The sequence below is a fragment of the Streptomyces endophytica genome (assembly GCF_026153355.1).
Classification (GTDB): Bacteria; Actinomycetota; Actinomycetes; order Streptomycetales; family Streptomycetaceae; genus Streptomyces; species Streptomyces endophytica.
This window is the reverse complement of the sequence record NZ_CP110636.1, coordinates 6,203,590-6,229,561: the sequence shown is the minus strand read 5'-3', so window position 1 is coordinate 6,229,561 and position 25,972 is coordinate 6,203,590. Positions and strand designations below refer to the sequence as shown.

Sequence of the window (25,972 nt, the reverse complement as noted above, 5' to 3'; positions counted from 1 at the left end):
TGGTATGGTTGTCCACGTCGCCGCGGGAAACGCCCCGCGAAGATCACACCTAGTCCGGGTGGCGGAATGGCAGACGCGCTAGCTTGAGGTGCTAGTGCCCTTTATCGGGCGTGGGGGTTCAAGTCCCCCCTCGGACACCACTGAGATCCCCTGGAAACCCCTGGTTGACCAGGGGTTTTCTGCATTTCTGGGGCGTCTGGGAGGCGCGCGGAGGGGTGGTCGCGGGGAATGTCGGAAATTATCTGAAAAAGAGGCTCTGGGCCTGTTCCATACCCTTTCGTCGGGAGTATCCTGAAGACCGGCCTACGGGGCGAGCGAGGGAGTCCGATTGGAGCGGACCTCGCAACGAGGACTTCGGTTCTCGCCGAGGACGCGAGTGAAGGTCGGGCTGAGAGGCTGAAAGGTCATGCGGACCGGACGGCGACCCCCAAGCACCTGATCCGGACCATGCCGGCGAAGGGAGCCCACCTCGTAGGTCTTTGATGTGCTCGCGAGGGGTGGCACCGGCGGGCACGGGGGTCATGTGGCGCGGACCATGTCGGCGCACTTCTCGCCGATCATCATCGTGGTGATGCACGGGTTCACGGCCGGCAGGAACGGCATCGCGGAGCCGTCGGCCACCCGCAGACCGCTGACGCCCTTGACCCGCAGTTCCGGGTCGAGCGGGGCGGCCGGGTCGTCGGCGGCGCCCATGCGGACCGTGCAGGCGGGGTGGTAGACGGTGTTGTGGGTGGCGCGGACGTAGTCCAGCAGCTCGTCGTCGGACCGGGCGGAGGGGCCCGGCGCGAGTTCCGGGCCCGCCCAGTCGGCCATCGGGGCCTGGGCGACGATCTCGCGGGCCAGCCGCAGGCCGTGCAGCATCACCCGGACGTCGTGCTCGTGGGTGAAGTAGCGCGGATCGACCCTCGGCTTGTCGCGGAAGTCCCGGGTGCGCAGGCGCACGGTGCCCAGGGAGCGGGCGCGGGTGACGTTCGGGGTGAGGCAGAAGGCGTTCTCCGAGGTGGGGTAGCCGCGGCGGTAGGTGTTCAGGTCGAACGGCACCGAGCCGTAGTGGAACATCAGGTCCGGGCGGTCCAGGCCCGGCTCGGTGTCGGCGAAGATGCCGATCTCCCACCACTGCGTCGACGAGGTGACCATCGGCTGCTTGGCCTCCCACATGATCACGCCCTCCGGATGGTCCTGGAGGTTCGCGCCGACACCGGGGGAGTCGAGCAGCACGTCCACGCCGACGTCGCGGAGGTGGTCGGCCGGGCCGATGCCGGAGAGCATCAGCAGCTTCGGGGTGTCGATGGCGCCGCAGGAGACGATGACCTCGCGGCGGGCGCGTACGCCGTGGGTGCGGATCAGGTCCGGGGCCAGGTAGTCCACACCGGTGCACCGCCGGTCCGGGTCGAAGGTCAGCCGCTTGGCCTGGAGGCCGGTGCGGACGTCCAGATTGCGGCGGGTGCCCATGACGGGGTGGAGGTAGGACACCGAGGACGAGGAACGGGTGCCGTCGGGGCGGCAGTTGATCTGGAACCAGTTGGCGCCGCGGACGACGGTCCGGCCGGTGTTGAACGGGGTGGTGGGGATCCCGGACGCCGCGCACGCCTCCAGCAGGGCCACCCCGCAGGGGTCGTGCGGCGGGACGGTGCGCAGGGTGACCGGGCCGGTGCGGCCGTGGTGGTCACCGGGCGCGTCATTGCTCTCCAGGCGCGTGTAGAGCGGGAAGGTGTCCAGGGAGTGCCAGCCCGTGCAGCCCAGCGCGGCCCACTCGTCGAGGTCCTCGGCGGGCGCCCAGAAGGCGATGCAGGAGTTGTGCGAGGAGCAGCCGCCCAGCACCTTGGCGCGGGCGTGCCGCATGAAGCTGTTGCCGTTCTCCTGCGGCTCGACCGGATAGTCCCAGTCGTATCCGGATTCCAGCAGGCCCATCCAGCGGTCCAGCCGCAGGATGTTGTCGTCGTCCACGTCGCTCGGGCCGGCCTCCAGCAGGCACACGGTGACCGCCGGGTCCTCGCTGAGCCGTGCCGCCACGACCGCGCCGGCCGTGCCGCCACCGACCACGACGTAGTCGAACTCGTCCGCAGCGATCTCTTGGGACATCGGGCCGTCTCCAGTCAGGGGGAGGGGGAGGGAGGGGTGCCCGGGCCGCCCGGCAGGGTGTCGTCGGGGAGCTCGGCGGCGTGCATGGCCAGCACACCGGTCTTCTTGCGCTGGACGAACCAGTAGTAGGCGAAGCCGCCGAGCGCGACGACGCCGATGAACAGGAACGCGCCCCAGCGCAGGTACCAGTGCTGCGGGCCGGTCGCGTTGTAGACCGCGGCGCGCGGCCAGGCGAGGTTGAGGGACATGCCCGCGCCCCACAGCACCGCCAGGACGTTGACCGGGAGCCCGAATCTGCCCAGGGAGAACTTGCCCTTGAGCGGCGTCCAGTTGCCGCGCAGCCGCTGCACCAGCATCGGCAGCGTCACGGCCAGGTACGCCAGGTAGATCATGATGATCGCGATGCTGGTGATCACCGAGAAGATCTGCGGCTGGTTGACATTGAGGAACAGGATGCCGACCGCCACCAGCCCGATGATGATCGCGGGCAGCACCGGCGTCTGGAACCGCGGGCTGACCTTGGCCAGCAGCGAGGCGGCCGGCAGGTTGTTGTCCCGGGCCATGGCGAACGCCAGCCGGATGCCCGCGGTGTGCACCGCCAGCTCGCACACCGTGATCGCGATGACCACGCACCACAGCACGATCTGCCCGATCGTCGAACCGAGGGTGGCCAGCACGACGTACTGGAGGCCGTCCACCGACAGCTCCTTGGCGTGCAGGTCCGGTACCGACAGCAGGGCGAAGAGCAGGATCAGCCCGCCGATCACGAAGGACGCGATCAGGGCCCGCAGGATCGCGCGCGGGGCGTTGCGGCCGGGGTCCTTGGACTCCTCGCCGAGCGACGAGGCGGTGTCGAAGCCGTACATGACGTACGCCGAGGCCAGCGACGCGGTGAGGAACGCGCCGAAGTAGCCGAGGGTCTCTCCCTGGCCGAGGCCGAAGGTGTCGGTGACCGCGCTCGGGCCGCGGGTGACGTGCGCGGCGAGCAGCAGCACCAGGACGATCGCGGCGATCAGCTCGATCGCCACCCCCGCGGAGTTGATCCGGGCCATCAGCTTCACGCCGAAGGCGTTGACCAGGGTGGTGAAGGCGACCAGGACGGTGCCGAGCAGGACGGCGTTGGCGGCCGCGGACTTCCCGGTGCCGTCGCCGATGAACTGGAACCACGAGGAGATCTGCGGCAGCGTGACCTGGTAGGCCAGTGCCACCGCGGACAGCGACACCATCGACGCGGTCAGCATCAGCCAGCCGCCGAGCCAGCCGATGTGCGGACCGCCCAGCTTCTTGGACCAGTTGTAGATCGAACCGGCCACCGGATACCGGGCGGCCAGCTCGCAGAAGCACAGCGCGACCATCAGCTGGCCGACGAACACCATCGGCCAGGACCACCAGTAGGCCGGTCCGCCGTGCGCGATACCGAAGTAGAACAGCTGGAAGGTGCCGGTCAGGATGGAGATGTAGCTGATCCCGGCGGCGAAGGTGTGGAAGTTGCCCAGCGTGCGCTTGAGTTCCGGCTTGTAGCCGAGCTCGGCGAGCGAGGCGTCGTCGTGCTCGTGGTCGTCCCCGTGCGCGGGGTCGGTCCCGTGGGCGGGGTCGTTCCCGGGTTCCGGGCGGGACGGGCCGGGGCCGGTCATTCGAACCACCTCTGCGGCCGTGGCGCGGTATTGCGCCAGACGTGCTTGGCCTCCTGGTACTCCGCCAGCCCCGCCGGCCCCAGCTCCCGGCCCACACCGGACTGCTTCATCCCGCCCCACTCGGCCTGCGGCACGTACGGGTGGAAGTCGTTGATCCAGACCGTCCCGGCCCGCAGCCGCGCGGCGACCCGGTGCGCGCGCTCGGCGTCCTGCGTCCACACCGCCCCGGCCAGGCCGTAGACCGTGTCGTTGGCGAGCGAGACGGCCTCGTCCTCGTCGCGGAACCGCTCGACGGTCAGCACCGGGCCGAACGACTCGTCGCGGATCACGGACATGTCCGGCGTGCACTCGTCCAGCACCGTCGGCAGGTAGTAGTAGCCGTTGGACAGCGACGGGTCGTCCGGCGCCGAGCCGCCGCAGAGCAGCACCGCTCCCTCGTCGAGCCCGGCCGCCACATACGCCTCGACCTTGGCCCGGTGCTGGGCCGAGATCAGCGGGCCGGTGCGGGCGTGCTCGTCGAACGGCCCGCCCAGCCGGATCCGCTGGGCGCGCGAGACCAGCTCGTCCACGAACGCGTCGTGCAGGGTTTCCTGGACCAGCAGCCGGGCGCCCGCCGAGCAGACCTGTCCCGAGTGGAGGAAGACCGCCGTCAGGGCGTAGTCGACCGCGGTGTCGAAGTCCGCGTCCGCGAAGACGATGTTCGGGTTCTTCCCGCCCAGCTCCAGCGCGATCTTCTTCACCGTCGGCGCCGCCGCGGCCATGATCCGCCGCCCGGTGAGCAGGCCCCCGGTGAACGACACCATGTCCACCCGCGGATCCTCGGTCAGCGGTGCGCCCACCACCGGGCCGGTGCCCAGCACCAGGTTGCCGGCACCGGCCGGCAGCCCGGCCTCGTCCAGCAGCCGCATCAGGTGGACGGCGGTGTGCGGGGTGAGCTCGCTGGGCTTGAGCACGAAGGTGTTGCCGGCGGCCAGTGCGGGCGCGACCTTCCACGCGGTCTGCAGCAGCGGATAGTTCCACGGGGTGATCAGCGCGCACACCCCGACCGGCTCGTGCCGCACCGTGCTGTCGGTCTCCGCCATCCCGGTGTCCACCACCCGGTCCGTGCCGCCGGCCGCGGCGAGGTTGCCGAAGTAGCGGAAGCAGTTGGCGATGTCGTCCATGTCGTACTCGCTCTCCACCAGCCGCTTGCCGGTGTCCAGCGATTCCGCCCTGGCCAGCGCGTCCTTGTCGCGCAGCAGCAGCTCGGCGACGCGCAGCACCAGCCGGCCGCGCTCGGCCGCCGGTGTGCGCGGCCAGGGGCCGTCGTCGAAGGCGGTGCGGGCCGCGCTGATCGCCGCCGCGACGTCCTTCGGCCCGCCCTCGTCGACGGTCGCGACCAGCGTGCCGTCCGCCGGACAGCGGATCTCCCGCACCTGCCCGTCGGCCGCTGCGGTCCACTGACCACCGATGAACAGCTCCGGCATGGTGGTGCCTTTCGTTCTCCGGGCGCTCACGGGGCGGCAGCGCGGGGCACGGCGGACGGTCCGGGGGCGCCCGGCCACCGTCCGGCCGCCGTGCGCACCTCCGTGACGATCACTGCACCGAGCGTAAGACCGCCACCATGGGTCCGCACGGTACGGAGGGCCGGCGGAGAGCGGCGGGGCCCCGGGTGGGGCCGATGGGGTGACGGGGCGGGCGGACGGGAGAATGGGGGCATGTCCAGCGCGCAGCCAGCAGACGCGGAGCGGCAGGCTCCGGACCCGCACGAGGAGGGCCCGCACGAGGACCCGCACGTGGCGGCACCGCACCAGGGTCCGCTGCACCCGATCCCCGATGTCGCCGGGTACCTGTTGGGACGCTGGAGCATCGAGCGCACCGTGCACGACCTGCGGACCGGCACCGAGGGCCGCTTCCACGGCACCGCCGACTTCCGGCCCGACCCGGCCGGCGGCGCGCTGCTGCACGTCGAGGAGGGCGAGCTGACCTGGGACGGCACGGCCTACCCGGCGAGCCGGACGCTCCGCCTGCGGCCCCGCCCCGACGGCGGCGCCGAGATCGACTTCGCCGACGGCCGGCCCTTCCACGACCTCGACCTCACCACCGGCCGCTGGACCCCCGTCCACCCCTGCGCCGAGGACCGCTACGAGGGGACCTTCACGGTCCGCTCACCGGACGAATGGCACCTGGAGTGGCGGGTCACCGGCCCGGCCAAGCGGCAGCTGCTGCGCACGGTGTACCGGCGGCGGACGGACTGAGAACGGCGGTCAGCACGTACCTCGCGCCCCTATCCTGAGGGCAAGCAGCCGTCCCCCGTAGTTGCGTTACGGGGGACGGCTGTGGTGTGCGGTCGCTCGTCAATTCACTGGCCGGCCCCGATGGTTCGGTGCGCGGCGCGTTCCCGGCGCTGCCGTACGGGAGCCGGTGAGGGGCATCAGGTGCAGGCCTTCAGGCTGCCGGTGACCGTCACCCCGCCGCTGGTCGCGGTGTAGGTGGAGGCCAGCACCTGCGTGACGCTGAGGTTGCCGGTGCAGGTGGCGTTGCCGCTTGCGTCGGCCACGGCCGTGCACACCGTGCCTCCCAGCACGGAGAAGGTCACCGTCGAACCGGGCGTGGCACCGCTCACACTGAACGTGGCGTGGGCGAACGCCCAGGGCACCGGCGGGAAGTTCAGCAGGTAGCAGGCCGGCTTCGCGGTCAGCACGGGGGTTCCCACGCCGACGTTCACCGTCACGGTGCCGGAGACACCGGTGCAGGTGCAGGCGCCTGAAGAGGAGATCACCGTGGCCGTGACGACGTTGACGCCGGCCGGCAGCGCACTGGTGGTCACGCTGGCCTGTCCGGCGGCATTGGTGGTGCCGACCCCCAGGGCGCCGCTGGAGGTGGAGAAGAGCACCATCGCGCCCGGGACCGGGGCCCCGTTGCAGGTGACGGTGGCGGTGACGGTGACGGGCTGGCCGGCGGTCGGGTTGGCCGGCGTCGAGGACACCGTGACCACGCAGGTGGGCGCCGCTGCGACGTTGACGGTCGCGGTACCGGTGACGCCGACGCAGGTGCAGGTGGTCTCGGCGGAGACCACGGTGGCGACGACGACGTTGGCGCCGGCCGGCAATGCGCTGGTGGTGACGCTGGCCTGGCCGGAGGCGTTCGTGGTGGCGGCGCCCAGATTGAGGCTGCCGCCGCCGGAGGTGAAGGTGACGACCGCGCCGGGGACCGCGACTCCGTTGCAGGTGACGGTGGCGGTGACGGTGACGGGCTGGCCGGCGGTCGGGTTGACGGGGGTGGAGGAGACGGTGACCACGCAGTTGGTCGCCGCTGTGACATTGACGGTCGCGGTGCCCGTGACGCCGACGCAGGTGCAGGTGGTGCTGGCGGAGACCACGGTGGCGACGACCACGTTGGCGCCGGTCGGCAGCGCGCTGGTGGTCACGCTGGCCTGGCCGGAGGCGTTCGTGGTGGCGGCGCCCAGATTGAGGCTGCCGCCGCCGGAGACGAAGGTGACCACCGCGCCGGGGACCGGGGCCCCGTTGCAGGTGACGGTGGCGGTGACGGTGACGGGCTGGCCGGCGGTCGGGTTGGCGGGGGTGGACGTCACGGTGACCACGCAGTTGGTCGCCGCTTGGACGTTGACGGTCACGGTGCCGGTGACGCCGACACAGGTACAGGTGGTGTTGGCGGAGACCACGGTGGCGGTCACGACGTTGACGCCCGCCGGCAGCGCGCTGCTGGTCACGCTGGCCTGACCGGAGGCGTCGGTGGTGGCGACCCCCAGGGCGACGCCGCCGTTCGAGGTGAAGACCACCGACGCCCCGGGGACCGGGACTCCGTTGCAGGTGACGGTGGCGGAGACGGTGACGGGCTGGCCGGCGGTCGGGTTGGCAGGTGTGGACGTCACGGTGACCACACAGTTCGATGTGGTCACGGTGAGCGTCGCCACGCCGGTTCCACTTGTCGGGCCGGTGGCCACCACCAGCCCCGATGTGGTTGCCGTGAGCGTCAAGGTCACGCTACCGGTGCCGCCGGCGGTGACCGTCACCGGCGGTTGCGCGTCGTACGTGACGGTGATGGCTTCGCCCGGTGCGGCACCGGTGACCGTGGCCTGGAAAGTCTGTCCCGCCGCGACGGTCGACGGGGTCAGAGTGAGGATGAGCGCCATGTTTGGACAGCCCCTTTCGAAGGCTCCGCTTGGGAGGTGGGGCCGTCGCGCCGCACAGTCAGAACCCTGTGCCGATCGCGCTCTCCTGCCGGGGGTGCCCTGAAGAAGCACAGCGGACTGCATCGTGCAGGCAGCCGTCCGTGGTCCCCGCCAGGGGATGGGCACCCACCGTCGGTACCACTCATTGAAGCGAGCGGCCGCACGCGGGACCACGGACGGGGCACAAGGCAACCCGATTGGCGGAGCGTGCGTCGGCGTGTCCGTGACGACGGCAGGTGCATATGTGGGGTAAAGGGGCTCGGCTCCGTGGCCGCCGCTAGTCGTGCGGCTTGACCGCCCGCAGTGCGTACAGCAGCGGAATGAACGGCTCCGACGGCGGCAGCCGCCACCAGCCGTTCTCGGTGGGCACCATGGCGTCGAACCGCTTCCAGGGCAACAGCTCGGTCTCCCGCACCAGTTGGACGGAGAGGCCGGCACCGGTCACGGCCGTGATCACCTCGCCGATGCCGTGCCGCCACTCGTAACTGGTGGTGGCGCCGCGCACCGGCGGCCCGTCGGTGTAGGTGTGCGGCGTATCGCTCCGGACGGAGCCGCGGCCGCCCAGGTAGTCATGGCGCAGCCGGAGGTCCTGCCGTTCCGGGGCCGGCGTCGGGCCGAGGGCGTCCAGCAGCGGGTGGAACTCCACCAGGTAGAACGTCCCACCGGGCCGGAGCAGTTCGCTGACGACCCCCGCCCACGCGGCGAGGTCCGGCAGGTAGCACAGCGCGCCCTTGCCCGTGTAGACCACATCGAAGCGGCGGCCGCCCAGCGCGGACACCGCGTCGTGCACGTCCGCCCGCACGAACTCCATGTCCCGGCCCGCCTCATCGGCCAGCCGCCGGGCCTCCCGCACCGCAGCGGCCGAGAAGTCCAGGCCCACCGTGCGCGCCGCCCCCCGGTCGGCGAACGCGGCCGTCTCGGTGCCCAGGTGGCACTGCAGATGCAGCACGTCGCGCCCGTCGAGCTCGCCCAGGTCCGCCCACTCGAACGGCGCGAACCAGTGCTCGGCGGTCCGTGAACCGTCCAGCCCGTAGAACTCGCTGGCCACATGGACCGGGGTGCGGGCGTCCCAGTTGGCCTGGTTGGCGCGGATCATCTCCGCGACGCCGGGAGCTGCCGGCCGCGGCGGTATCCGCCCACCGTCCCCCTGCTCACCGCTGTCCCCGGATGTACTCGTCACGACGGTCATCCCTCCCTTCTACCGCCCGTGCGGAAGAGCCACCAGAAGGGACGGCCGGAACCGTGCGCCGGTGGCCGTCGAGGACGGTCACCCGGCCCGCGGTGAGCGTCGCCAGCCGTGGTGCCCGGCGGGCGAGCGCGGCGTCCGTGGTGGTCACCACGCAGCAGACCCGCCGCTCGCCCCACAGCCGTACGAACAGCTCCACCAGCCCGGTGTGCTCCCGGGCGTCCAGACCGGCGGTCGGCTCGTCCGCCAGCAGCACCGACGGCCGCTTCACCAGCGCCCGCGCCAGCGCCACCCGCCGCCGCTCCCCATCCGTCAACTCGGCCGGAAATGCCCAGGGTTGAGCTCCGAGACCGACCTCCGCCAGAGCATCCGCGGCGAGCTCCTGACGGTCGGCGGGGCGCAGCCGCAGCGGGACCAGCGCGCTCGCCACGTTCTGCCACGCGGTGAGCCCCGGGACGAGACCGCCGTCCCCTCCGCGGACCACCCCGATCGACTCGGTGCGGATCCGGGCCAGCCGGGCGCGCACCGTCACCCCGTCCCGGCCGCTCCGGCAGCGCGTGGTCACGCCGGTCAGGTGGTACATGGTGCGCTCTCCTCCGGCCGCCGGGCGGGCCCGCGGCGCGCCTTTCGCCGACCGTAGGAAAGGGGCGTGACCGGACGATAAGCGGTGGGTGAGAGCGTGATGAGAATCGGCGGCGCGGCGTGCGTTCCCTGCCGTAGCAGGGAGCCACTGACGAGACGTAAGAACCCTCGTCACTCACCTGCAACAGCCGCCACTCCATAGGTATGTTGGACTGCGCGGCGTGGTCGTTCCGACACGGAACGGCGCCGTTGCCGCGCCATGGCCGAGGGCTGTCGAAGCGACGGGAAAGTGTCGAATGAGCCAAGAATCAGCACCGCAGTCCAGCACCGTCGATGTGACCGTCCCGAGCGTGGCGCGGATGTACGACTACTACCTCGGCGGCAAGGACAACTACGCCGTCGACCGCGAGGCCTGCGAGCAGCTGAGCAAGGTCGTGCCGAGCACCCAGGTGCTGGCCCTCAACAACCGCCGTTTCCTGCAGCGGGTGGTGCGCTGGCTGGCCACCGAACACGGCATCCGGCAGTTCGTCGACCACGGCTCCGGCCTGCCGACCCAGGACAACGTCCACCAGGTCGCCCAGCGCGTCGACCCGGAGGCCCGGGTGGTGTACGTCGACAACGACCCCATCGTGCTGGCGCACGGCCGGGCGCTGCTGGAGGAGAACGTCAACACCGCGGTCATCCAGGCCGACATGCGGGACACCGACGGCATCTTCGGCAGCCCGGAGGTCGAGCGGCTGATCGACTTCAGCCGGCCGGTCGCCGCGCTGTTCGTCTCCGTGCTCCACTGCATCCCGGACACCGACGACCCGGGCGGCCTGATCAAGCGGGTCGCCGACCGGCTGGCCCCGGGCAGCTTCCTGGTGGTGTGCCAGCTGGTCAGCGAGGACGCCGCGACCCGTGACTTCGTCACGAACTTCATGGCCGAGCAGACCCACGGCAACTGGGGACGGGTCCGCCAGGCGCACGAACTGGCCGGATTCCTGGAGGGATTGGAGATCCAGGAACCCGGGCTGGTGGAGGTCTCGACCTGGAAGCCGGACGCGGACATCGGCCCCAAGCAGCTGACCCTGGAGTGGATCGAGTACGGCGGGGTCGCCCGCAAGGTCTGACGCACCCGGCCCCGGACGGCGACGAGCGGCGCGAGCACACCGGGCGCCCCGCCGCTCGTCGCCGCATCAGACCAGTGTGAGCGGTATCAGATCTCCTTGAGCATGCGCTCCAGCATGGCCAGCGACTCGCGCGGCGATTCCGACTGGGCGCTGAGACGGTCCATCACCGCCAGGTAGTGGTCGACGTCATCGCGCTTGTCCAGATACAGCGCACTGGTCAGCTGCTCCAGATAGACGATGTCCGGCAGATCCGGCTCTAGGAAACGCAGGATCGTGATCGGACCACCGGCCGCCGCCAGGCCGCCGAGGCTGAACGGCGCGATCTGCAGCGTGACGTTCGGCAGCTCGGACATCGTCAGCAGATGTCTCAGCTGGCCCGCCATCACCTCCCGGCCACCCAGCGGACGGCGCAGCGCGGCCTCGTCGAGCACCGCCCACACCCGCGGCGCGTCCGGCAGCGTCAGCAACTCCTGCCGCTGCACGCGCAGCCGCACCCGCCGCTCGATCTCCTCGGGCGTCGACCGCGGATGGCCGAGCTGCGCCACCGCACGGGCGTAGTCCGCGGTCTGCAACAGGCCCGGCACGAACTGCACTTCGTACGTACGGATCACCGACGCGGCCTCTTCCAGGCCGAGATGGGTCTCGAACCAGCCGGGCAGCACATCGCCGTACTGGTGCCACCAGCCCGGACTGCTGGTCCGCCGGGCCAGCTTGAGGAAGTCGTCGCGGACCGTGTCGTCCGTGACGCCGTAGAGCGTCAGCAGATCGGCGACGTCCCGCTCCTTGCAGCTGACCCGGCCGAGCTCCAGGCGGCTGATCTTCGCGTGCGAACCGCGGATGGCGTCCCCGGCGGCCTCGCGGGTGACGCCGGCCGCCTCGCGCAGCCGGCGCAACTGTGTGCCCAGCACGATCCGCAGGACGGTCGGGCCGCCCCTCGGATGGTCGAGATACCGGCGCAGGGACGCACCACTGCTCGGCTGCGCCTCACTCATGCTGACTCCCTGACTCCCCTGAGTGGTCGGGCGAACGCCCAGTGTCCCATCGCGCCACGTGTTCGTACAGTCAGGTCGACTATCCGAACGACATATGCGCCAATCTCCGCGGCATATGCCGCCGGTGCGTCAGATGAGGTCGTCGAAGTCGCCGTCCTTGGCGCCCTGGACGAAGGCGGCCATCTCGTCGCGGGTGTAGATCAGCGCCGGCCCCGACGTGAACCGGGAGTTGCGCACGGCCACCCCGCCGTCCGAAAGGACGGCCAGCTCAACGCAGTTGCCGCTGGGATTGCTGCGGCGGCTCTTGCGCCACACGGCGCCCTCGATGCGGGTCGCCTGCATGCCGTTGGTCACCGACTCCATCAGACCTGCTCCCTTGCTGGAGGGCATCCCTCCGACCGATCCCGAGCCCGCGGTCACGTTGGCGTGAACGAGCCCCTGAGCGACCGTCCTTGCCGATGTAATTGCAGATGCACTTGCACCGAGTGACGGCTGCCGAGGATATTAGCTCTCCAAGGCAGTCCGGCCCAGCCCCGAAATCGCCCTCGCGGAGACGTTGATGACCGCTCATCCGGCAGAGACCGTGTACGACGCCCTTCGAGAGGAAGCGTTCGAGGAGAGCTGGTGGATGCCCGCCCCCGACGGTTTCGCCGCCTGTGCCCTCAGCAGCTCCGCGCAGACCGTGGCGGAGGCCCGTCGCTTCACCCGCTCGACCCTCACCGGCTGGCAACTCGCCGCGGACGTGACCGAGAACGCGGCACTGGTCGTCACCGAACTCGTCAGCAACGCACTGCGGCACGGCCTCCGTGCGGAGGAGGCGGACGCGGCGCCGGTCGCCCGCGGGTTCTGTGTGGTGCCCGCGCCGGTCTGCCCGGCCTGGCTCGCCCTGACCCGGCAGGAGACCGCCGTGCTGTGCGCCGTCTCCGACGCAGGCACCGACGCACCCGTCGTCCGCACCCCCGACCCGCTGGCGGAATCCGGCCGGGGGCTGCACCTCATCGACCGGCTCAGCGACGCCTGGGGCTGGACCCCGCCGGACCACTCGGGCAAGACGGTGTGGGCCACGGTGTCGCTGCACGGCTGAGACACCGTCCCCCGGCCCTCCGGTGCGCCCCGTGTGACCATTTCCGGGTCGCCGTCGTCCGACCGGAAGGCCCGAGGAACCGATGGATCTGCTGTCCCTGCGGTACTTCCGGGTCGTCGCGCGCCGGGAACACATCAGCCGCGCCGCCGAGGAACTCCGGGTGGCCCAGCCCTCGGTGAGCCGGACCATCGCCCGCCTCGAAGCCGAACTGGGCCTGCCGCTCTTCGACCGGCAGGGCCGCACGATCCGGCTCAACCGCCACGGCGCCGCCTTCCTCGCCCGGGTGGAACGGGCCCTGGCCGAACTCGACGACGCCCGCCGCGAGATGGCCGACGCCGCCGGACTCGACAACGGCAGCGTCACCATCGCCGCGGAGACCCTGCTGCCGCTGACCGAACTGCTCGCCGGCTTCCGCGCCGCCCACCCCGCCGTGACCGTCCGCTGCTTCCAGTCCACCCCCGACCTGATGCGCGAGCACCTGCGCACCCGCGAGGTGGACTTCTGCGTCGCCTCGCAGCCGCTGACCGGACCCGGGCTCGGCGCGGTGCGACTGCTGCACGAGGAGGTGCTGCTCGCGGTCCCCACGGCGCATCCGCTGGCCGGCCGGGAACGGGTGACGGTGGCCGAACTCGCCGACGAGCCCTTCATCACCACCCGCCCCGGACACTGGCAACGCGCCCTGCTGGACCGGCTGTTCGCCACCATCGACCGCCGCCCGGTCATCGGCTGCGAGGGCGACGAACCCGGCGCCACCCACTTCCTCGTCATGGCCGGCCTCGGCATCGGCCTGATGCCCTCCATCGCCCGCGCCGACCTGGCCGCCGCCCCGCTGGCCTGGCTGCGCATCGACGCCCCCGACTGCGCACGGATCCTGAGCCTGGTGCGCCGCGAGGACGGCTACCTCTCGACGGCGGCCACGCGGTTCCGCGACCTCGCCGTCACCCACTTCGCCGCACGGGCCCGGCGGGCGCGCGGGATGCTCTAGGTGTGCTGACCGGACAGGTCCTAGGAGGCGAACGGCCCGGTGCCGTAGCCGTGCAGGGTGATCGCGACCTCGTGGGCCGAGGGGCAGTCCGCCGGTGAGGGGAGGAAGTCCCGGCAGCCGGCCGCCAGTTGGCGCAGCACGCCCTGCTGGCAGGCCAGCGCCAGCCGGTCCGCCTCGACGGCCGACAGCCGCACCCCCGGCCGCAGCTCGACATGGACGACCGGCCGGGACTCCAGCTCACCGCCGGCCGGCGCCACACAGAACCCCTCGATCAGCCCGGCCAGCGGATTGTCCTCGTACAGCCCGTGTGCGACGTCCTGCGGATTGATGATGGCCCCCAGGGAAGATGCCGAAAACGTCCGTCCATGCGTCATCGACATACTCGGGGCCCGGCGCGGAGCCGTCATGAGCTGAGCTACTCAGGTGCCCGGGTGAGTACCCGGCCGGACACCGCTACGACTCCCCGGCCGCCGGATCCGCCAGGCCGAACGCGGACAGCAGCCGTTCGGCCGCCAGCGTCGCGGTGATCTCGCCGTCCCGCACCGCCCGCTCGACCTCCGGGCCCAGCCTGCGCACCTCGGGATGTTCCTGGAGGCGGTCGATGAGCCGCTCGCGGACCATCGACCAGGTCCAGTCGACCTGCTGGGTACGGCGCCGCTCGGCCAGCGCACCGGTCGATTCGAGCAGCGTGCGGTGCTGCTCGACGCGTTCCCAGACCGCCTTCAGGCCGGTGCCCTCGCGGGCGCTGCAGGTCAGTACGGGCGGCGTCCATGCCGCGTCGTGCGGCTGCAACAGCCGTAGTGCACCGGCCAGTTCGCGGGCCGCGGACCGGGCGTCCCGCTCGTGCGGCCCGTCCGCTTTGTTCACCGACACCAGGTCCGCCAGCTCCAGCACGCCCTTCTTGATGCCCTGGAGCTGGTCGCCGGTGCGGGCCAGGGTCAGCAGCAGGAACGTGTCGACCATGTTGGCCACGGTCGTCTCCGACTGGCCGACCCCCACCGTCTCCACCAGCACGACGTCATAGCCCGCGGCCTCCATCACGACGATGGACTCCCGGGTGGCGCGGGCCACCCCGCCCAGCGTCCCGGACGTGGGGGAGGGGCGGACGAACGCCGCCGGGTCGGTCGCCAGCCGCTCCATCCGCGTCTTGTCACCCAGGATGGAGCCGCCGGTCCGGCTGGACGACGGGTCGACGGCGAGCACCGCCACCCGGTGCCCCATCCCGGTCAGCAGCGACCCCAGCGCGTCGATGAAGGTCGACTTGCCGACACCGGGCACCCCGCTGATGCCCACCCGGCGGGCCGCACCGGAGTACGGCAGCAGCTCGACCAGCAGCCGCTGGGCCGCCGCCCGGTGGTCCGCACGGGTGGACTCGACCAGGGTGACGGCGCGGGCGATCCAGGCCCGGGAACCCGCCCGGACCCCCTCGGCGTACCGTTCGACGTCGATCGTCGCAGGCATGACCCCCCGCTCTACAGCTCGTGGCCGAGGACCGACGCCAGGTCCTTCACCAGGTCGTGCGCGGCATCCGGGATGACCGTGCCGGGCAGGAACACCGCGGCCGCACCCATGTCACGCAGCGGCTGCACGTCCTGCGGCGGGATCACCCCGCCCACCACGATCGTGATGTCCTCCCGCTCCTCCGCCGCCAGCGCCTCCTTCAGCGCCGGCACCAGGGTGAGGTGACCGGCCGCCAGGGAGGACACCCCGACGATGTGCACGTCCGCCTCGACCGCCTGGCGGGCCACCTCGGCCGGGGTCTGGAACAGCGGGCCGACGTCCACGTCGAAGCCCAGGTCGGCGAAGGCCGTGGCGATCACCTTCTGGCCGCGGTCATGGCCGTCCTGGCCCATCTTGGCCACCAGGATGCGCGGCCGGCGCCCCTCGGCGCGCTCGAACTCGGCCACCAGCGCCCGGGTGCGCTCCACACCGGAGGAGGGGCCCGCTTCGTCTCGGTACACACCCGAGATCGTACGGATCTGGCCCGAGTGCCGCCCGTAGACCTCCTCCAGGGCGTCCGAGATCTCCCCGACGGTCGCCTTGGCCCGGGCCGCGTCCACCGCCAGCGCCAGCAGATTGCCCTCAAGTCCCTTGCCGGGACCGGACTTCGCCGCCGCGGTCAGCGCCCGCAGCGCGTCCTGGCAGGCCGCCTCGTCGCGCTCGGCGCGCAGCCGCTTCAGCTTCTCGATCTGCTGCGCACGGACCGCGGAGTTGTCGACCTTGAGGACCTCGATCTCCTCGTCGCTGGCCACCCGGTACTTGTTGACGCCGATCAGCGCCTGCCGCCCGGAGTCGATCCGCGCCTGGGTACGGGCCGCGGCCTCCTCCACCCGCAGCTTCGGGATACCCGCGTCGATCGCCTTGGCCATCCCGCCGGCCGCCTCGACCTCCTCGATGTGCTGCCAGGCCCGGCGCGCCAGGTCGTAGGTGAGCTTCTCGACGTAGGCGCTGCCGCCCCACGGGTCGATCACCCGGCAGGTGCCCGACTCCTGCTGCAGGAACAGCTGGGTGTTGCGGGCGATCCGCGCCGAGAAGTCGGTGGGCAGCGCGAGCGCCTCGTCGAGGGCGTTGGTGTGCAGCGACTGGGTGTGGCCCTGGGTCGCCGCCATCGCCTCCACACACGTGCGGGTGACGTTGTTGAACACGTCCTGCGCGGTCAGCGACCAGCCCGAGGTCTGCGAATGGGTGCGCAGCGAAAGGGACTTGGGGTTCTTCGGCTCGAAGCGCTGGACCAGCCGGGCCCACAGCAGCCGGGCCGCGCGCAGTTTGGCGATCTCCATGAAGAAGTTCATGCCGATCGCCCAGAAGAACGACAGCCGCGGCGCGAACGCGTCCACGTCCATCCCGGCCGCCAGCCCCGCGCGCAGGTACTCCACACCGTCCGCGAGGGTGTACGCCAGCTCCAGATCGGCCGTCGCCCCGGCCTCCTGGATGTGATAGCCGGAGATCGAGATGGAGTTGTAGCGCGGCATCTTCTGCGAGGTGTACGCGAAGATGTCGGAGATGATCCGCATCGACGGCTGCGGCGGATAGATGTAGGTGTTGCGGACCATGAACTCCTTGAGGATGTCGTTCTGAATGGTCCCGGCCAGCTTCTCGGGCGGTACGCCCTGCTCCTCGGCGGCCACGATGTACAGCGCCAGCACGGGCAGCACCGCGCCGTTCATCGTCATCGACACCGTCATCTTGTCCAGCGGGATGCCCTCGAAGAGCTGCCGCATGTCGTAGATCGAGTCGATGGCGACGCCCGCCATGCCGACGTCACCGGTCACCCGCGGGTGGTCGCTGTCGTAACCGCGGTGGGTGGGCAGGTCGAAGGCGACGGACAGGCCCTTCTGGCCGGCCGCCAGATTGCGGCGGTAGAAGGCGTTGGACTCCTCCGCGGTGGAGAAACCGGCGTACTGCCGGATCGTCCAGGGCTGGTTGACGTACATCGTCGGGTACGGACCGCGCAGGTACGGCGCGACGCCCGGGTACGTGCCCAGGAAGTCCACGCCCGCCAGATCGTCCTCGGTGTACAGCGGCTTGACGTCGATGCCCTCCGGCGTCTCCCACGTCAGGTCCGCAAGTCCCTTGCCGGTGGCCGACTCCACGGCCCGGGTCCACTGCTCCGCCCCGGCCGCGCCGTCCGCCGCGGCCGCATCGCCCAGCTCGACGGTGCTGAAGTCCGGGATGGCGCCGGCCTGTTGCGTTGCTTCCTGCATCTCGGTCATTCCGCCACCTCCATGACGTCCAGGGCCGAGGACAGCACCTCGACCGCGTCGCAGCCCGCGAAGACGAACGCGTCCACCCCGGCCGCCTCGAATTCCTCCCGGCGCTCGCCCGGCCGGCCGGCCAGGAACACCCGCACCGCACCCGCCGACGTGAGTGCCGCCGCGACCGCGGCCGCCTGCTCGCCGTAGACCGCATCGCTCGAACACAGCACGGCGGTCCGCGCGCCGCTCCGGGCGAACGCCTCCGCCACCGACTCCGCGTCCACCGCGGCCGGCTCCTGCACGGTCTCGATGCCGCCCGCCTGGAACAGGTTGGCGGCGAACGCCACCCGCGCGGTGTGCGCCGCGACCGGGCCCAGCGCGGCCAGGAACACCTTCGGCCGGGCCCCGGTCGCCGCCAGATGGGCGTCCGAACGGGCCCGCAGCACCTCGTACGCGTCGTCCCTGCGCACCCGCGGCAGCCCACCGGACACCGGAGCGGGCGCCGGCTCGCGCTCCACCGGGCCTCGGCGAGGAACGGGAACTCGCTGACACCGGTGATCGGTTCACGGCGGTGCGCCAGGTCCTCGGTGCGGCGCGCCCAGGTCTTCGCCAGCCGCTCGCGGAGCATCCCGGAGCGCAGCGCCGCGGCCTGACCGCCCGCCGCCTCGATCTCCTGGAAGAACGCCCAGCCCGCCCGGGCCAGCTCGTCGGTCAGCCGCTCCACGTACCAGGAGCCGCCCGCCGGGTCGATCACCTTCGACAGGTGCGACTCCTCCAGCAGCACCGACTGGGTGTTCCGGGCGATCCGGCGGGCGAACGCGTCGGACAGGCCGAGCGCCGCGTCGAACGGCAGCACCGTCACCGCGTCCGCACCCCCGACCCCGCCGACAGCCCGGCGACCGTGGTGCGCAGCATGTTCACCCACGGGTCCCGACGGGTCATCATCACCGGCGAGGTCACCGCGTGCTGGACCTGCGCGGACGCGCCCGGCGCGGCCCCGCACACCTCCGCGACCCGCGCCCACAGCCGGCGGGCCGCGCGCAGCTTGGCGATGGTCAGGAACTGGTCCGCGGTCGCGGCGTAGCGGAACTCCAGCTGCCGGCAGGCGTCGTCGACGCCCACCCCGGCCGCGGTCAGGTGCCGCAGATAGGCCACACCGGTGGCGAGGGAGGCGCCGAGCTCCTCGGCCGCCGAGCCGCCCGCCTCGTGGTACGGCAGCGCGTCGACGGCCAGCGCCCGCACCCCGGGCGCCTCCGCGAGGCAGCGCCCGGCCAGCCGGGCCGCCGCCTCCAGCTGCACCCGCAGCTTGCTGTCGTCACCGGTACGGGCCAGCAGCCCCAGCGGATCGGCGCCCAGCGCGCCGGTGGCCTCGGCCGCCGGCACACCGGCCGCCGCGTACAGGCGCAGCAACTCCTCGGCGGCCGGGGCGAAATCGGCACCCGCGTCCAGCACCACCGCGGCCAGGTCCAGATAGACGCCCTTGAGGGCCTCCGCAAGACCGGACACCGGCACCCCGCCGTGCCCGACGGTCAGCCAGACCGAGGTGACGCCGTTCTCCAGATCGGCGAGCACGGCCTCGTTGGCACGCCGCGGATCGGTGTGCACCTGACGCTGGCGTACGTCCCAGCCGGCGACGGTCGTGCCCTCGGGCCGGCCGCCCCGTACGAAGGGCGGGAAGCCGGGGCGGCCCGCAGCGGCCGTGCCGTCCTCGGCGGTGTAGAGCGGGCGGACGCGGATCCCGTCCTGCAGATCCGTGGCGAGCGCGTCCTCGGCGGCGGCGCCCGTTGCCTCGCTGGCGCCCGATTTGCGCAGCACGCCTTCGACAAGGCGCTGCCACTGCTCGCGATCGGCATCCGGGAAGGCCGCGGCCAGGGGGAGTTCGGTGGACTCGGCGGTCATGGCAGCAGGCTAGGCGAACGACCGTTAGCTGGAGCAGGGGCTCCCGCTGTGACGTTGCACTCGTTGACCACCCCCGCATGTTCATATCTATGCGTGGCTGACCGGTTCTGTACGGTGATCTCGGACACCCGACCACTCCGGAGGCCGACCGAGGAGCACGATGGCCAGGGCGCCGCACCGCCGCACCACGGCCGCCGCCCTGCTCCTGGCCGCCGGCGCGCTGCTGTGGGCACTGCCCGGAGCCGATGGCCCCGGCCGGACGGCCGGCTGCACCGGACGCCGGATCGGCTCCTGGTCGGTCGATTCCCGGCAAACCGCCGCATTCGCCCGCTACGGCAACGACAACACCCGCACCGACGACTGGACCGGCGGCGACGGCACCCACTCGGTGCGCCTCCCCGACGGCCGCACGCTCTGGCTCTTCTCCGACACCTTCCTCGACCGCATCCAGCCGCCCCCCAACCCCCAAGGCCAGAACCACCGTTGGCGCACCGCCGGCCGCGGCGGCACCCCGTACCTCCGGCACAACTCCCTGGTGGTGACCTCCCGTTCGGGCCGCCCGGAGCGCACCCTGACCGGCGGCACCCCGGCCGCACCCGGCCCGTACTTCCCCGACCCGCCCGGCGGCGGCTGGCGCTGGCCGGTCGACGCGCGGGTCGAGCCCCGGACGCCCGGCGCCACCGAGCGGGTGGTCCGGGTACTGCTGTGGCGCCGGGCACCCGGCACCGGACCGTGGATCTTCGGCATGCCGTACGCCACCGAGGTCGCCACCCTCTCGCTGCCCGGCCTGCACCTGGAACGCATCGACGAGACCGTCGGCCCGGACGCGGCCGCCGACCCCGGACGGCGCGTCCTCTACGGCGCAGCGGCCGTCCGGCACGGCCGCTGGACCTACCTCTACGGCGCCGACGACCCGCCCTCCGCCCCGGCCTCCCGCGCCTACCTCGCCCGGGCCCCCGCCGGCCGGCTCGCGGACCGCGGCGGCTGGCGCTTCTGGGACGGCACCCACTGGCAGCCGCGTGCCGACAGAGCAGCACCGGTACTACGGGACGGCGGCCGCCGCGGCGTCGGCAGCGCCTTCACCGTCGTCCGCGACGGCGCGGGCACCTCCCGGACCTGGGTGCTGTTCACCATGGACACCGGGGGAAGCGGCACCGCCGGGATGCGCAGCATCACCACCTACTGGGCCTGCGCCCCCGAGGGCCCCTGGCACGGCCCGCACGGCCGGATCACCCCGCCCCGGCCACCCGCCCCCGACCCGCAGCACGTCGTCGCCTACAACCCGCAGGCCCACCCCGGAGCCGGCGCGGACGGCACCCTGCTGCTCAGCTACGACATCAACTGGCTCGGCCCGCCCGGCGCCCCGGCCGACCCCCACGTCAACGGCGACGTCGACCTCTACCGGCCGCGCTTCCTCCGCCTGCGGACGACGGCCGCCGCACCCTGACGTCCGACGCCGCGCGCCTCAACTCCCGTGCCGCTCCCGCCACTTGCGGGCCTGCTCATCGACGTCGAACGGCACCAGATTCAGCGGCGGACCCTCCAGGGGAGTGCGCAGCGCCGCACGGATCCGCTCGTTGACCGCCGTCAGGATGCGCCGCAGCGCGGCCTCGCTCGGGGCGTTCGCGGCCGCCTCGACCGCCTCCTCGGCGTCCTTGCGCAACACCAGGCTCGGCGGCAGGTAGGAGAGGTGCTCGCGCTGCATCTTCTCCCTGATCCACCACATCTCGTCATACGGCTGATCGAGATGCGGAAGGGGCTTGCCGACACCGGGGAGGTCGGCGAAATCGCCGCGCTCCGTCGCCTCGCGGATCTGCTTGTCGACCCAGCTCTCGAAGCTGACTCCCGGTGGCTTGCGCTCGGACATCGCGAGACTCCCCACGTCGCGGCTTGCGGCCCCTGGCCCTGTGATCAGCCTACGCCGCCGCCCCCCGTACCGCCGGTGCCGCCCGGCGTGGTCGGACTGGGCTGGACGATCGGGAAGGCGTTGTTGCCGCCGCACACCATGGGGCCGACCCGGACCGAGTCGCCCGCCAGGGTCACCATCACCTGGTCCGCCGGCTTGTTGCCCGGCACCCGGGCGTTGGCCGCGGTGCACACCAGCTGGTTGAGCGAGGGGGAGTCCAGCAGCTTGGCGTTCATCGGCAGGTTGATCACGACCGTGCCCTCGCCGGTGGCCGCGGTCAGCCGGCCCGGGAACTTGGGCAGCACACTGGACAGGCCGCGCATCCGCTCGGCGTGGTTCGGCCCCTCCATCAGCAGCGACAGCGCCTGGTCCGGGTCGACCGGGGCCTTCGCCGGCCGGGTCGCCGACCGCAGTCCGGACGGACCGTAGAAGAACAGCTGGACGTCGGCCGCGGGCTGGCCCGGCGACTTCACCCCCGAGGCGGGCTCACCCGCGTCGATCACATCGGTGGGCGCGATACCGCAGCCGGCCAGCGCACCGGCCAGCGCACCGCTGACCACGCCGCCCAGCACGCGCCGCCGGGCCCTGGGCGTCCGCGCCGCGTTCCGGCCGTTCATGGCGCTCATCCGTCGTTCTCCTCACCGGCCGCCCGGGTCCCTTCGGCCCCGCCCGCCCCGTCCGTCCTGCCCGGACCGCCCGCCGTGTCCGCCCCGCTCACGTCGGACGTGCCGCCGGACCCGCCCGGCTCGTCCTGGCGCAGCGGGAGGTCCACGGTGAACACCGCGCCGCCCTCTGCGGAGTTGGCCGCCCGCATCGTGCCGCCGTGCAGCCGTACGTTCTCCATCGCGATGGCCAGGCCCAGCCCGCTGCCCTCCGAACGGGCCCGGGCCGAGTCCGCCTTGTAGAAGCGCTCGAAGACGTGCGGCAGGACCTCGGGGTCTATCCCCGGACCGCTGTCGTGGACCTCGATCAGCAGCCGGTCCGCGCCCGGCTCCGGGGCGTGCAGCAGCACCCGCACCGGCTCGCCGCCGTGGTGCAGCGCGTTGCCGACCAGGTTGGCGACCACCACGTCGAGCCGCCTCGGATCGAGCTGGGCCCGGACGTCCTCGGGCAGGTCCGCGGCCACCCGCTTCTGCCAGGCCCGGGCCTGCAGCGTCTTGCGGATGGTCTCGGCGACGTCGACCTCGTCCAGATGGAGCGCCGCGGCGCCGGCGTCGAACCGGGAGACCTCCATCAGGTCCTCCACCATCCGCGCCAGCTTGCCGGTCTCCTGGCTGATCAGCCGGACCGCGGAGGCGGTGTCCGGGTCCAGGGAGTCGGCGTCCTCGTCGAGCACGTCGGTCACCGCGGTCATCGCCGCCAGCGGCGTGCGCAGCTCGTGCGAGACATCGGCCGCGAACCGCCGGGAGTTGGCCTCCAGGCGGCGCAGCTCGGCCATGCTCTCCTCCAGCCGGGCCGCCATGTCGTTGAACGTGCGCGAGAGATCGGCGAGTTCGTCGCCGCCCTTGACCTCCAGCCGGGTGTCCAGCTTGCCCTCCGCGATCCGCCCGGCGGCCTGCCGCAGGCCGCGCACCGGCCGCAGCACCCCGCGCGCGGCGAGCAGCGCCGGGATCACCGCGAGGATCAGCACCGGCAGGGCACCCCGCTGGGCCGCGGTCACCAGCGCCTCGACGTTGGACTCCTCGGCGCTGAGCGGCAGTTGGGCGTAGACGGACAGCGCGGACGCCTGGCCGTCGGACTGCCGGACCGGCATACCGATCAGCAGCCAGGGCGAGCCCGCGCGGTTGATCCGCTGGAAGGCCGGAACGTGCCGCTTCTCCACCGACGCCTTCAGGTCGGCCGGGATCACCACACTGCGCTGCAGCCCGCCCTCGTCACTGTCCGGAACGCCGCGGTAATGAACGGAAATATCCCATTCGCGGGATTTGCCGGAGCGTTCCAGCTGCACCCGGAAGTTGTCCAGGTCCGCCTGCGTCGGCGGCACCATCAGCTCCGGCGCGAGCGAGTTGACCTGCGCCCGCAGATCGTTCACCGCGATGTCCTGGGACCGCTGCAGAATGGCGTTACGGGCCTCGCGGTACGTCAGCAGCGCCGTGGTCAGCGCACTGACGGCCGCCACCACCAGGAACCCCACGACGAGCCGCGCCCGCAGACCACGCAGCAGGGTGCGCGACGGCACCTTTCCGGCGAGGCGGTTCACAGCGGACCGAAGCGGTAACCGAAGCCGCGCACCGTCTGGACGTAACGGGGGCTGCGCGGGGTGTCCTCTATCTTCGTCCGCAACCGCATCACACACGCGTCCACCAGCCGCGCATCGCCGTGGTAGCTGTGCTCCCACACGTGCTCCAGCAACTGCTGGCGGCTGAAGACCTGCCCCGGCGTCGCGGACAGGAACAGCAGCAGCTTCATCTCCGAGGGCGCCAGCGCCAGGTCCTTGCCGCCCTTGGCGACGACCAGACCGGCCCGGTCGATGGCCAGTTCACCGTAGGTCTCGACCGGCGCGGGCCCCGGCTCCACGGCCGGGGCCCCGTCGGCGGGCAGCGCCGTACGGCGCAGCACCGCCCGGATGCGCGCCTCCAGCACCTCACCACGGGCCGGTTTGACGATGTAGTCGTCGGCCCCCGCCTCCAGTCCGAGCACCACGTCCAGGTCGTCGCCGCGGGCGGTGAGCATGATGATCGGCAGCTGCCGCTCGGCGCGGATCAGCCGGCACACCTCGAAACCGTCCTTGCCGGGGAGCATCAGGTCCAGCAGCACGATGTCCGGGCGGAACCCGGACAGCACCGCCAGGCCCTCCTCGCCGCTGGCCGCGGCCGCCACTTCGTGGCCGCGCCGCCGTAGCGCGAGGGACACCCCGTCCCGTACGGCGGCGTCGTCCTCGATCAGAAGTACTCGTGGCATGGCACCAGTATCAATAAGTTTCATGATGGATCCGTAACAGGAGCAGCCTCCCCGGCCCGGGGCGCATCTGTCGTGGTGGAAGACGGCGGACGCCTCCCGCGCCCGCCGTCGGCACGGACACCGGCACGGCATAGGGGACGGGATCGGGATGGCTCGGCGATTCGGTATCGAGGGCGGCATCATCACAGTGGTGGCGGCGGCGGTGGTGTCGCTGGGGATCGTCGGGGCGGTCGCCTCCGGCCAACTCGGCGGCCCCTCCAAGGCCGAGGCGGACACCCTCAACTCGGGCCAGCAGAGCATGCGGGCGCCGCAGAACGTCAGGGTCGACCCGTCCATCGTGCACGCCTCCGACCGCCCGGGCCGCAGCCTGAACATCACCATCGACGACGGCCCCAGCCCGGTCTGGACCCCCAAGGTCCTCGAAGTGCTGAAGAAGCACGACGTCAAGGCGGTCTTCTGCATGATCGGCCCGCAGGCCAGGGCCCACCCCGACCTGGTCAAGCAGGTGGTGGCCGCCGGCCACAAGCTCTGCGACCACACCGTCAGCCACAACACCGGCATGGACCACCAGCCGGAGAGCTACCAGTCGCAGCAGATCCTCGACGCCCAGAAGATGATCGAGGACGCGGCGGGCGGCGCCAAGGTCGAGTACTACCGGGCACCCGGCGGCGCCTTCACGCCCTACAGCCGGAAGCTGGCCGCCGACCACGGCATGCGCCCGCTCGGCTGGAACGTCGACAGCAAGGACTTCGAGAGCGGCAGCGTCGAGGCGATCGACGTCACCGTCCGCGGGGAGATCAGCAACGGGCCGACCGTCCTCTTCCACGACGGCGGCGGCAACCGCGCCCTGACCGTCGCGTCGCTGGACCGCCTCCTGCCGTGGATGAAGCAGCAGGGGTACGGCTTCGGGTTCCCCAAGCGGTGAGCCTACGGAACCGCCCGCTCACCTTCGGAAGGTCGATGTGTAGCGAGCCGCGGAGAGGGTAAGCGGCCGCCGCCCCGGGGGACCCCGGGGCGGCGGCCGTTCTGCGGGCCGGCGGCGCCGGTCACGTCACGGCGCGGTCGGCCCAGTCTTTGGCCGCCTTTCGGTGTTGTCCGTGGCCATCTGTCGACGTTCGACGTTCGACGTTCGACGTTCGGCGTTCGGCCCGGGCGTTCGTGGGCGGCCGTCGCCGCCCCTCGGCCCGTTTTCCCCCGCGGCCTACGCCGTTCCGAACAGCTCGGCGAGTCCGCGGTCCATGCCCAGATGGGCGAGTTCACTGCCGGCCGGCACGGCCTCGTACGACCGGTCCAGGAACCGCCGCACGTCCACCGTGTCCAACTGCACCATCGCGATGCCCTCGTCCGCGTGGAACTCCATCACCGTGCGGTCCGGGCCGCACGGCCGCACCCGTACGTCGCCCCGCCCGGCCGGCGCCCGCACCCCCTCCGCCAGCAGCTCACGCGCGAACGCCCAGTCCACCGCCGAGCCGTCCAGCGAGATCTCCGGCGGGAAGGACATCCGTACGGCCAGCGGGTCGGCGGGCTGGTAGTGCAACACCGCGGGCACCCCGTACGGGCCGGGAGTGGTGGCGATGAGACGGACCTGGACGGCGTGGTCGATGACGGTGTTCATCGCGCTGCTCCCTCACGGCTGTTGTTTGGGCAATGGCTCGTCCAGTAGGACGGTGTGCCCGCTCTCGCCGTGCACGCGACAGGGGTGTGATGTATCTCATGTTGCGGGGCACTTGTCGGAACACT

At 72.0% G+C, this 25,972-nt stretch carries 22 protein-coding genes, 1 tRNA gene and 1 pseudogene; 7 read left to right on the top strand and 17 right to left on the bottom strand.

Translation table 11 applies throughout. The features are described from left to right. The first annotated feature begins 52 nt into the window (after positions 1–52). A tRNA-Leu gene (locus tag OJ254_RS27805) sits at positions 53–140 on the top strand. A gap of 379 nt (positions 141–519) precedes the next feature. Here OJ254_RS27805 and OJ254_RS27800 read toward each other — a convergent pair. From OJ254_RS27800 to OJ254_RS27790, 3 genes are read right to left on the bottom strand one after another with little or no spacing between them, the layout of a single operon-like run. Next, positions 520–2,082, bottom strand: coding sequence for a GMC family oxidoreductase (locus OJ254_RS27800; RefSeq protein WP_265364571.1), 1,563 nt, complete (start codon positions 2,080–2,082; stop codon positions 520–522). Positions 2,083–2,096: 14 nt separating this feature from the next. Next, positions 2,097–3,716 (bottom strand): APC family permease, encoded by a 1,620-nt coding sequence (locus OJ254_RS27795; protein ID WP_265364570.1) that lies wholly within the window; start codon positions 3,714–3,716, stop codon positions 2,097–2,099. Beyond that, complete coding sequence (locus OJ254_RS27790; protein WP_265364569.1) at positions 3,713–5,182, bottom strand: aldehyde dehydrogenase family protein; 1,470 nt, start codon at positions 5,180–5,182, stop codon at positions 3,713–3,715. The genes OJ254_RS27795 and OJ254_RS27790 overlap by 4 nt, the downstream gene beginning before the upstream one ends. 231 nt (positions 5,183–5,413) lie before the next feature. Here OJ254_RS27790 and OJ254_RS27785 point away from each other — a divergent pair, with 231 nt between their 5' ends. Beyond that, positions 5,414–5,953: a DUF6314 family protein gene (locus tag OJ254_RS27785; RefSeq protein ID WP_341483742.1), complete on the top strand. Its 540-nt coding sequence runs from the start codon at positions 5,414–5,416 to the stop codon at positions 5,951–5,953. 176 nt (positions 5,954–6,129) lie between these two features. Here OJ254_RS27785 and OJ254_RS27780 read toward each other — a convergent pair whose 3' ends face one another. The 3 genes from OJ254_RS27780 to OJ254_RS27770 all read right to left on the bottom strand — a co-directional run bounded on the left by OJ254_RS27780 (position 6,130) and on the right by OJ254_RS27770 (position 9,659). Beyond that, the gene (locus tag OJ254_RS27780) at positions 6,130–7,851 is read right to left on the bottom strand and encodes an Ig-like domain-containing protein (protein WP_265364568.1); all 1,722 of its coding nucleotides are present in this window, start codon (positions 7,849–7,851) and stop codon (positions 6,130–6,132) included. A gap of 316 nt (positions 7,852–8,167) precedes the next feature. After that, positions 8,168–8,986, bottom strand: coding sequence for a class I SAM-dependent methyltransferase (locus OJ254_RS27775; protein WP_265365337.1), 819 nt, complete (start codon positions 8,984–8,986; stop codon positions 8,168–8,170). 55 nt (positions 8,987–9,041) lie between these two features. Next, on the bottom strand, positions 9,042–9,659 hold the full coding sequence (locus OJ254_RS27770; protein ID WP_265364567.1) for an ATP-binding cassette domain-containing protein: 618 nt from the start codon (positions 9,657–9,659) through the stop codon (positions 9,042–9,044). Between the two features lie 295 nt (positions 9,660–9,954). Between OJ254_RS27770 and OJ254_RS27765 the strand changes: the two genes are divergently transcribed. Next, a complete protein-coding gene (locus OJ254_RS27765) occupies positions 9,955–10,770 on the top strand; it encodes an SAM-dependent methyltransferase (RefSeq protein WP_265364566.1) in 816 nt (271 codons plus the stop codon). A gap of 86 nt (positions 10,771–10,856) precedes the next feature. Here OJ254_RS27765 and OJ254_RS27760 read toward each other — a convergent pair whose 3' ends face one another. Both OJ254_RS27760 and OJ254_RS27755 read right to left on the bottom strand, forming a co-directional pair. Beyond that, positions 10,857–11,762 (bottom strand): helix-turn-helix domain-containing protein, encoded by a 906-nt coding sequence (locus tag OJ254_RS27760; protein WP_265364565.1) that lies wholly within the window; start codon positions 11,760–11,762, stop codon positions 10,857–10,859. Between the two features lie 129 nt (positions 11,763–11,891). After that, positions 11,892–12,125: a DUF397 domain-containing protein gene (locus OJ254_RS27755; protein ID WP_265364564.1), complete on the bottom strand. Its 234-nt coding sequence runs from the start codon at positions 12,123–12,125 to the stop codon at positions 11,892–11,894. 196 nt (positions 12,126–12,321) lie between these two features. Here OJ254_RS27755 and OJ254_RS27750 point away from each other — a divergent pair, with 196 nt between their 5' ends. After that, positions 12,322–12,846 (top strand): ATP-binding protein, encoded by a 525-nt coding sequence (locus tag OJ254_RS27750; RefSeq protein ID WP_265364563.1) that lies wholly within the window; start codon positions 12,322–12,324, stop codon positions 12,844–12,846. Between the two features lie 82 nt (positions 12,847–12,928). Beyond that, positions 12,929–13,831 (top strand): LysR family transcriptional regulator, encoded by a 903-nt coding sequence (locus OJ254_RS27745; protein WP_265364562.1) that lies wholly within the window; start codon positions 12,929–12,931, stop codon positions 13,829–13,831. A 20-nt stretch (positions 13,832–13,851) separates the two neighbouring features. On the opposite strand, the gene OJ254_RS27740 is transcribed toward OJ254_RS27745, so the two are convergent. The 4 genes and pseudogenes from OJ254_RS27740 to OJ254_RS27725 all read right to left on the bottom strand — a co-directional run bounded on the left by OJ254_RS27740 (position 13,852) and on the right by OJ254_RS27725 (position 19,425). Then, positions 13,852–14,205 (bottom strand): coenzyme f390 synthetase, encoded by a 354-nt coding sequence (locus OJ254_RS27740; protein WP_265364561.1) that lies wholly within the window; start codon positions 14,203–14,205, stop codon positions 13,852–13,854. 79 nt (positions 14,206–14,284) lie between these two features. Then, positions 14,285–15,292: a methylmalonyl Co-A mutase-associated GTPase MeaB gene (gene meaB, locus OJ254_RS27735; protein ID WP_265364560.1), complete on the bottom strand. Its 1,008-nt coding sequence runs from the start codon at positions 15,290–15,292 to the stop codon at positions 14,285–14,287. An 11-nt stretch (positions 15,293–15,303) separates the two neighbouring features. Beyond that, positions 15,304–17,535 carry a methylmalonyl-CoA mutase gene (gene scpA, locus OJ254_RS27730; protein ID WP_265365336.1) on the bottom strand — a complete coding sequence of 744 codons (2,232 nt, stop codon included), beginning with the start codon at positions 17,533–17,535 and terminating at the stop codon, positions 15,304–15,306. Between the two features lie 5 nt (positions 17,536–17,540). Then, a pseudogene (locus tag OJ254_RS27725) lies at positions 17,541–19,425 on the bottom strand (methylmalonyl-CoA mutase family protein). Between the two features lie 160 nt (positions 19,426–19,585). On the opposite strand from OJ254_RS27725, the gene OJ254_RS27720 reads away from it, so the two are divergent. Further along, positions 19,586–20,872, top strand: coding sequence for a hypothetical protein (locus OJ254_RS27720; RefSeq protein ID WP_265364559.1), 1,287 nt, complete (start codon positions 19,586–19,588; stop codon positions 20,870–20,872). Between the two features lie 18 nt (positions 20,873–20,890). On the opposite strand, the gene OJ254_RS27715 is transcribed toward OJ254_RS27720, so the two are convergent. From OJ254_RS27715 to OJ254_RS27700, 4 genes are read right to left on the bottom strand one after another with little or no spacing between them, the layout of a single operon-like run. Then, positions 20,891–21,292, bottom strand: coding sequence for a DnaJ family domain-containing protein (locus OJ254_RS27715; RefSeq protein WP_265364558.1), 402 nt, complete (start codon positions 21,290–21,292; stop codon positions 20,891–20,893). Between the two features lie 44 nt (positions 21,293–21,336). Continuing rightward, the gene (locus OJ254_RS27710) at positions 21,337–21,957 is read right to left on the bottom strand and encodes a hypothetical protein (RefSeq protein ID WP_265364557.1); all 621 of its coding nucleotides are present in this window, start codon (positions 21,955–21,957) and stop codon (positions 21,337–21,339) included. Continuing rightward, positions 21,954–23,510, bottom strand: a complete 1,557-nt coding sequence (locus tag OJ254_RS27705) for a sensor histidine kinase (protein WP_265364556.1) — start codon at positions 23,508–23,510, stop codon at positions 21,954–21,956. The genes OJ254_RS27710 and OJ254_RS27705 overlap by 4 nt, the downstream gene beginning before the upstream one ends. Positions 23,511–23,527: 17 nt before the next feature. Next, complete coding sequence (locus tag OJ254_RS27700) at positions 23,528–24,232, bottom strand: response regulator transcription factor (RefSeq protein WP_265364555.1); 705 nt, start codon at positions 24,230–24,232, stop codon at positions 23,528–23,530. 148 nt (positions 24,233–24,380) lie between these two features. Between OJ254_RS27700 and OJ254_RS27695 the strand changes: the two genes are divergently transcribed. Beyond that, on the top strand, positions 24,381–25,157 hold the full coding sequence (locus OJ254_RS27695; protein WP_265364554.1) for a polysaccharide deacetylase family protein: 777 nt from the start codon (positions 24,381–24,383) through the stop codon (positions 25,155–25,157). A 276-nt stretch (positions 25,158–25,433) separates the two neighbouring features. On the opposite strand, the gene ssgD is transcribed toward OJ254_RS27695, so the two are convergent. Further along, entirely contained in the window at positions 25,434–25,847 is a 414-nt protein-coding gene (gene ssgD, locus OJ254_RS27690) for a spore wall synthesis regulator SsgD (protein ID WP_265364553.1), read from the bottom strand. Between the last annotated feature and the right edge of the window lie 125 nt (positions 25,848–25,972).

Excerpts from the sequence above, each read along its gene's own strand:
- OJ254_RS27775 (WP_265365337.1), bottom strand. The coding sequence starts at position 8,986 with ATGATCCGCGCCAACCAGGCCAACTGGGACGCCCGCACCCCGGTCCAT.
- OJ254_RS27795 (WP_265364570.1), bottom strand. The coding sequence starts at position 3,716 with ATGACCGGCCCCGGCCCGTCCCGCCCGGAACCCGGGAACGACCCCGCC.
- OJ254_RS27785 (WP_341483742.1), top strand. The coding sequence starts at position 5,414 with ATGTCCAGCGCGCAGCCAGCAGACGCGGAGCGGCAGGCTCCGGACCCG.
- OJ254_RS27760 (WP_265364565.1), bottom strand. The coding sequence starts at position 11,762 with ATGAGTGAGGCGCAGCCGAGCAGTGGTGCGTCCCTGCGCCGGTATCTC.
- OJ254_RS27695 (WP_265364554.1), top strand. The coding sequence starts at position 24,381 with ATGGCTCGGCGATTCGGTATCGAGGGCGGCATCATCACAGTGGTGGCG.
- OJ254_RS27745 (WP_265364562.1), top strand. The coding sequence starts at position 12,929 with ATGGATCTGCTGTCCCTGCGGTACTTCCGGGTCGTCGCGCGCCGGGAA.
- OJ254_RS27790 (WP_265364569.1), bottom strand. The coding sequence starts at position 5,182 with ATGCCGGAGCTGTTCATCGGTGGTCAGTGGACCGCAGCGGCCGACGGG.
- OJ254_RS27750 (WP_265364563.1), top strand. The coding sequence starts at position 12,322 with ATGACCGCTCATCCGGCAGAGACCGTGTACGACGCCCTTCGAGAGGAA.
- OJ254_RS27700 (WP_265364555.1), bottom strand. The coding sequence starts at position 24,232 with ATGCCACGAGTACTTCTGATCGAGGACGACGCCGCCGTACGGGACGGG.
- OJ254_RS27740 (WP_265364561.1), bottom strand. The coding sequence starts at position 14,205 with ATGACGCATGGACGGACGTTTTCGGCATCTTCCCTGGGGGCCATCATC.
- OJ254_RS27765 (WP_265364566.1), top strand. The coding sequence starts at position 9,955 with ATGAGCCAAGAATCAGCACCGCAGTCCAGCACCGTCGATGTGACCGTC.
- scpA (WP_265365336.1), bottom strand. The coding sequence starts at position 17,535 with ATGCAGGAAGCAACGCAACAGGCCGGCGCCATCCCGGACTTCAGCACC.
- OJ254_RS27800 (WP_265364571.1), bottom strand. The coding sequence starts at position 2,082 with ATGTCCCAAGAGATCGCTGCGGACGAGTTCGACTACGTCGTGGTCGGT.
- OJ254_RS27710 (WP_265364557.1), bottom strand. The coding sequence starts at position 21,957 with ATGAGCGCCATGAACGGCCGGAACGCGGCGCGGACGCCCAGGGCCCGG.
- OJ254_RS27720 (WP_265364559.1), top strand. The coding sequence starts at position 19,586 with ATGGCCAGGGCGCCGCACCGCCGCACCACGGCCGCCGCCCTGCTCCTG.
- OJ254_RS27780 (WP_265364568.1), bottom strand. The coding sequence starts at position 7,851 with ATGGCGCTCATCCTCACTCTGACCCCGTCGACCGTCGCGGCGGGACAG.
- OJ254_RS27770 (WP_265364567.1), bottom strand. The coding sequence starts at position 9,659 with ATGTACCACCTGACCGGCGTGACCACGCGCTGCCGGAGCGGCCGGGAC.
- OJ254_RS27755 (WP_265364564.1), bottom strand. The coding sequence starts at position 12,125 with ATGGAGTCGGTGACCAACGGCATGCAGGCGACCCGCATCGAGGGCGCC.
- meaB (WP_265364560.1), bottom strand. The coding sequence starts at position 15,292 with ATGCCTGCGACGATCGACGTCGAACGGTACGCCGAGGGGGTCCGGGCG.
- ssgD (WP_265364553.1), bottom strand. The coding sequence starts at position 25,847 with ATGAACACCGTCATCGACCACGCCGTCCAGGTCCGTCTCATCGCCACC.
- OJ254_RS27715 (WP_265364558.1), bottom strand. The coding sequence starts at position 21,292 with ATGTCCGAGCGCAAGCCACCGGGAGTCAGCTTCGAGAGCTGGGTCGAC.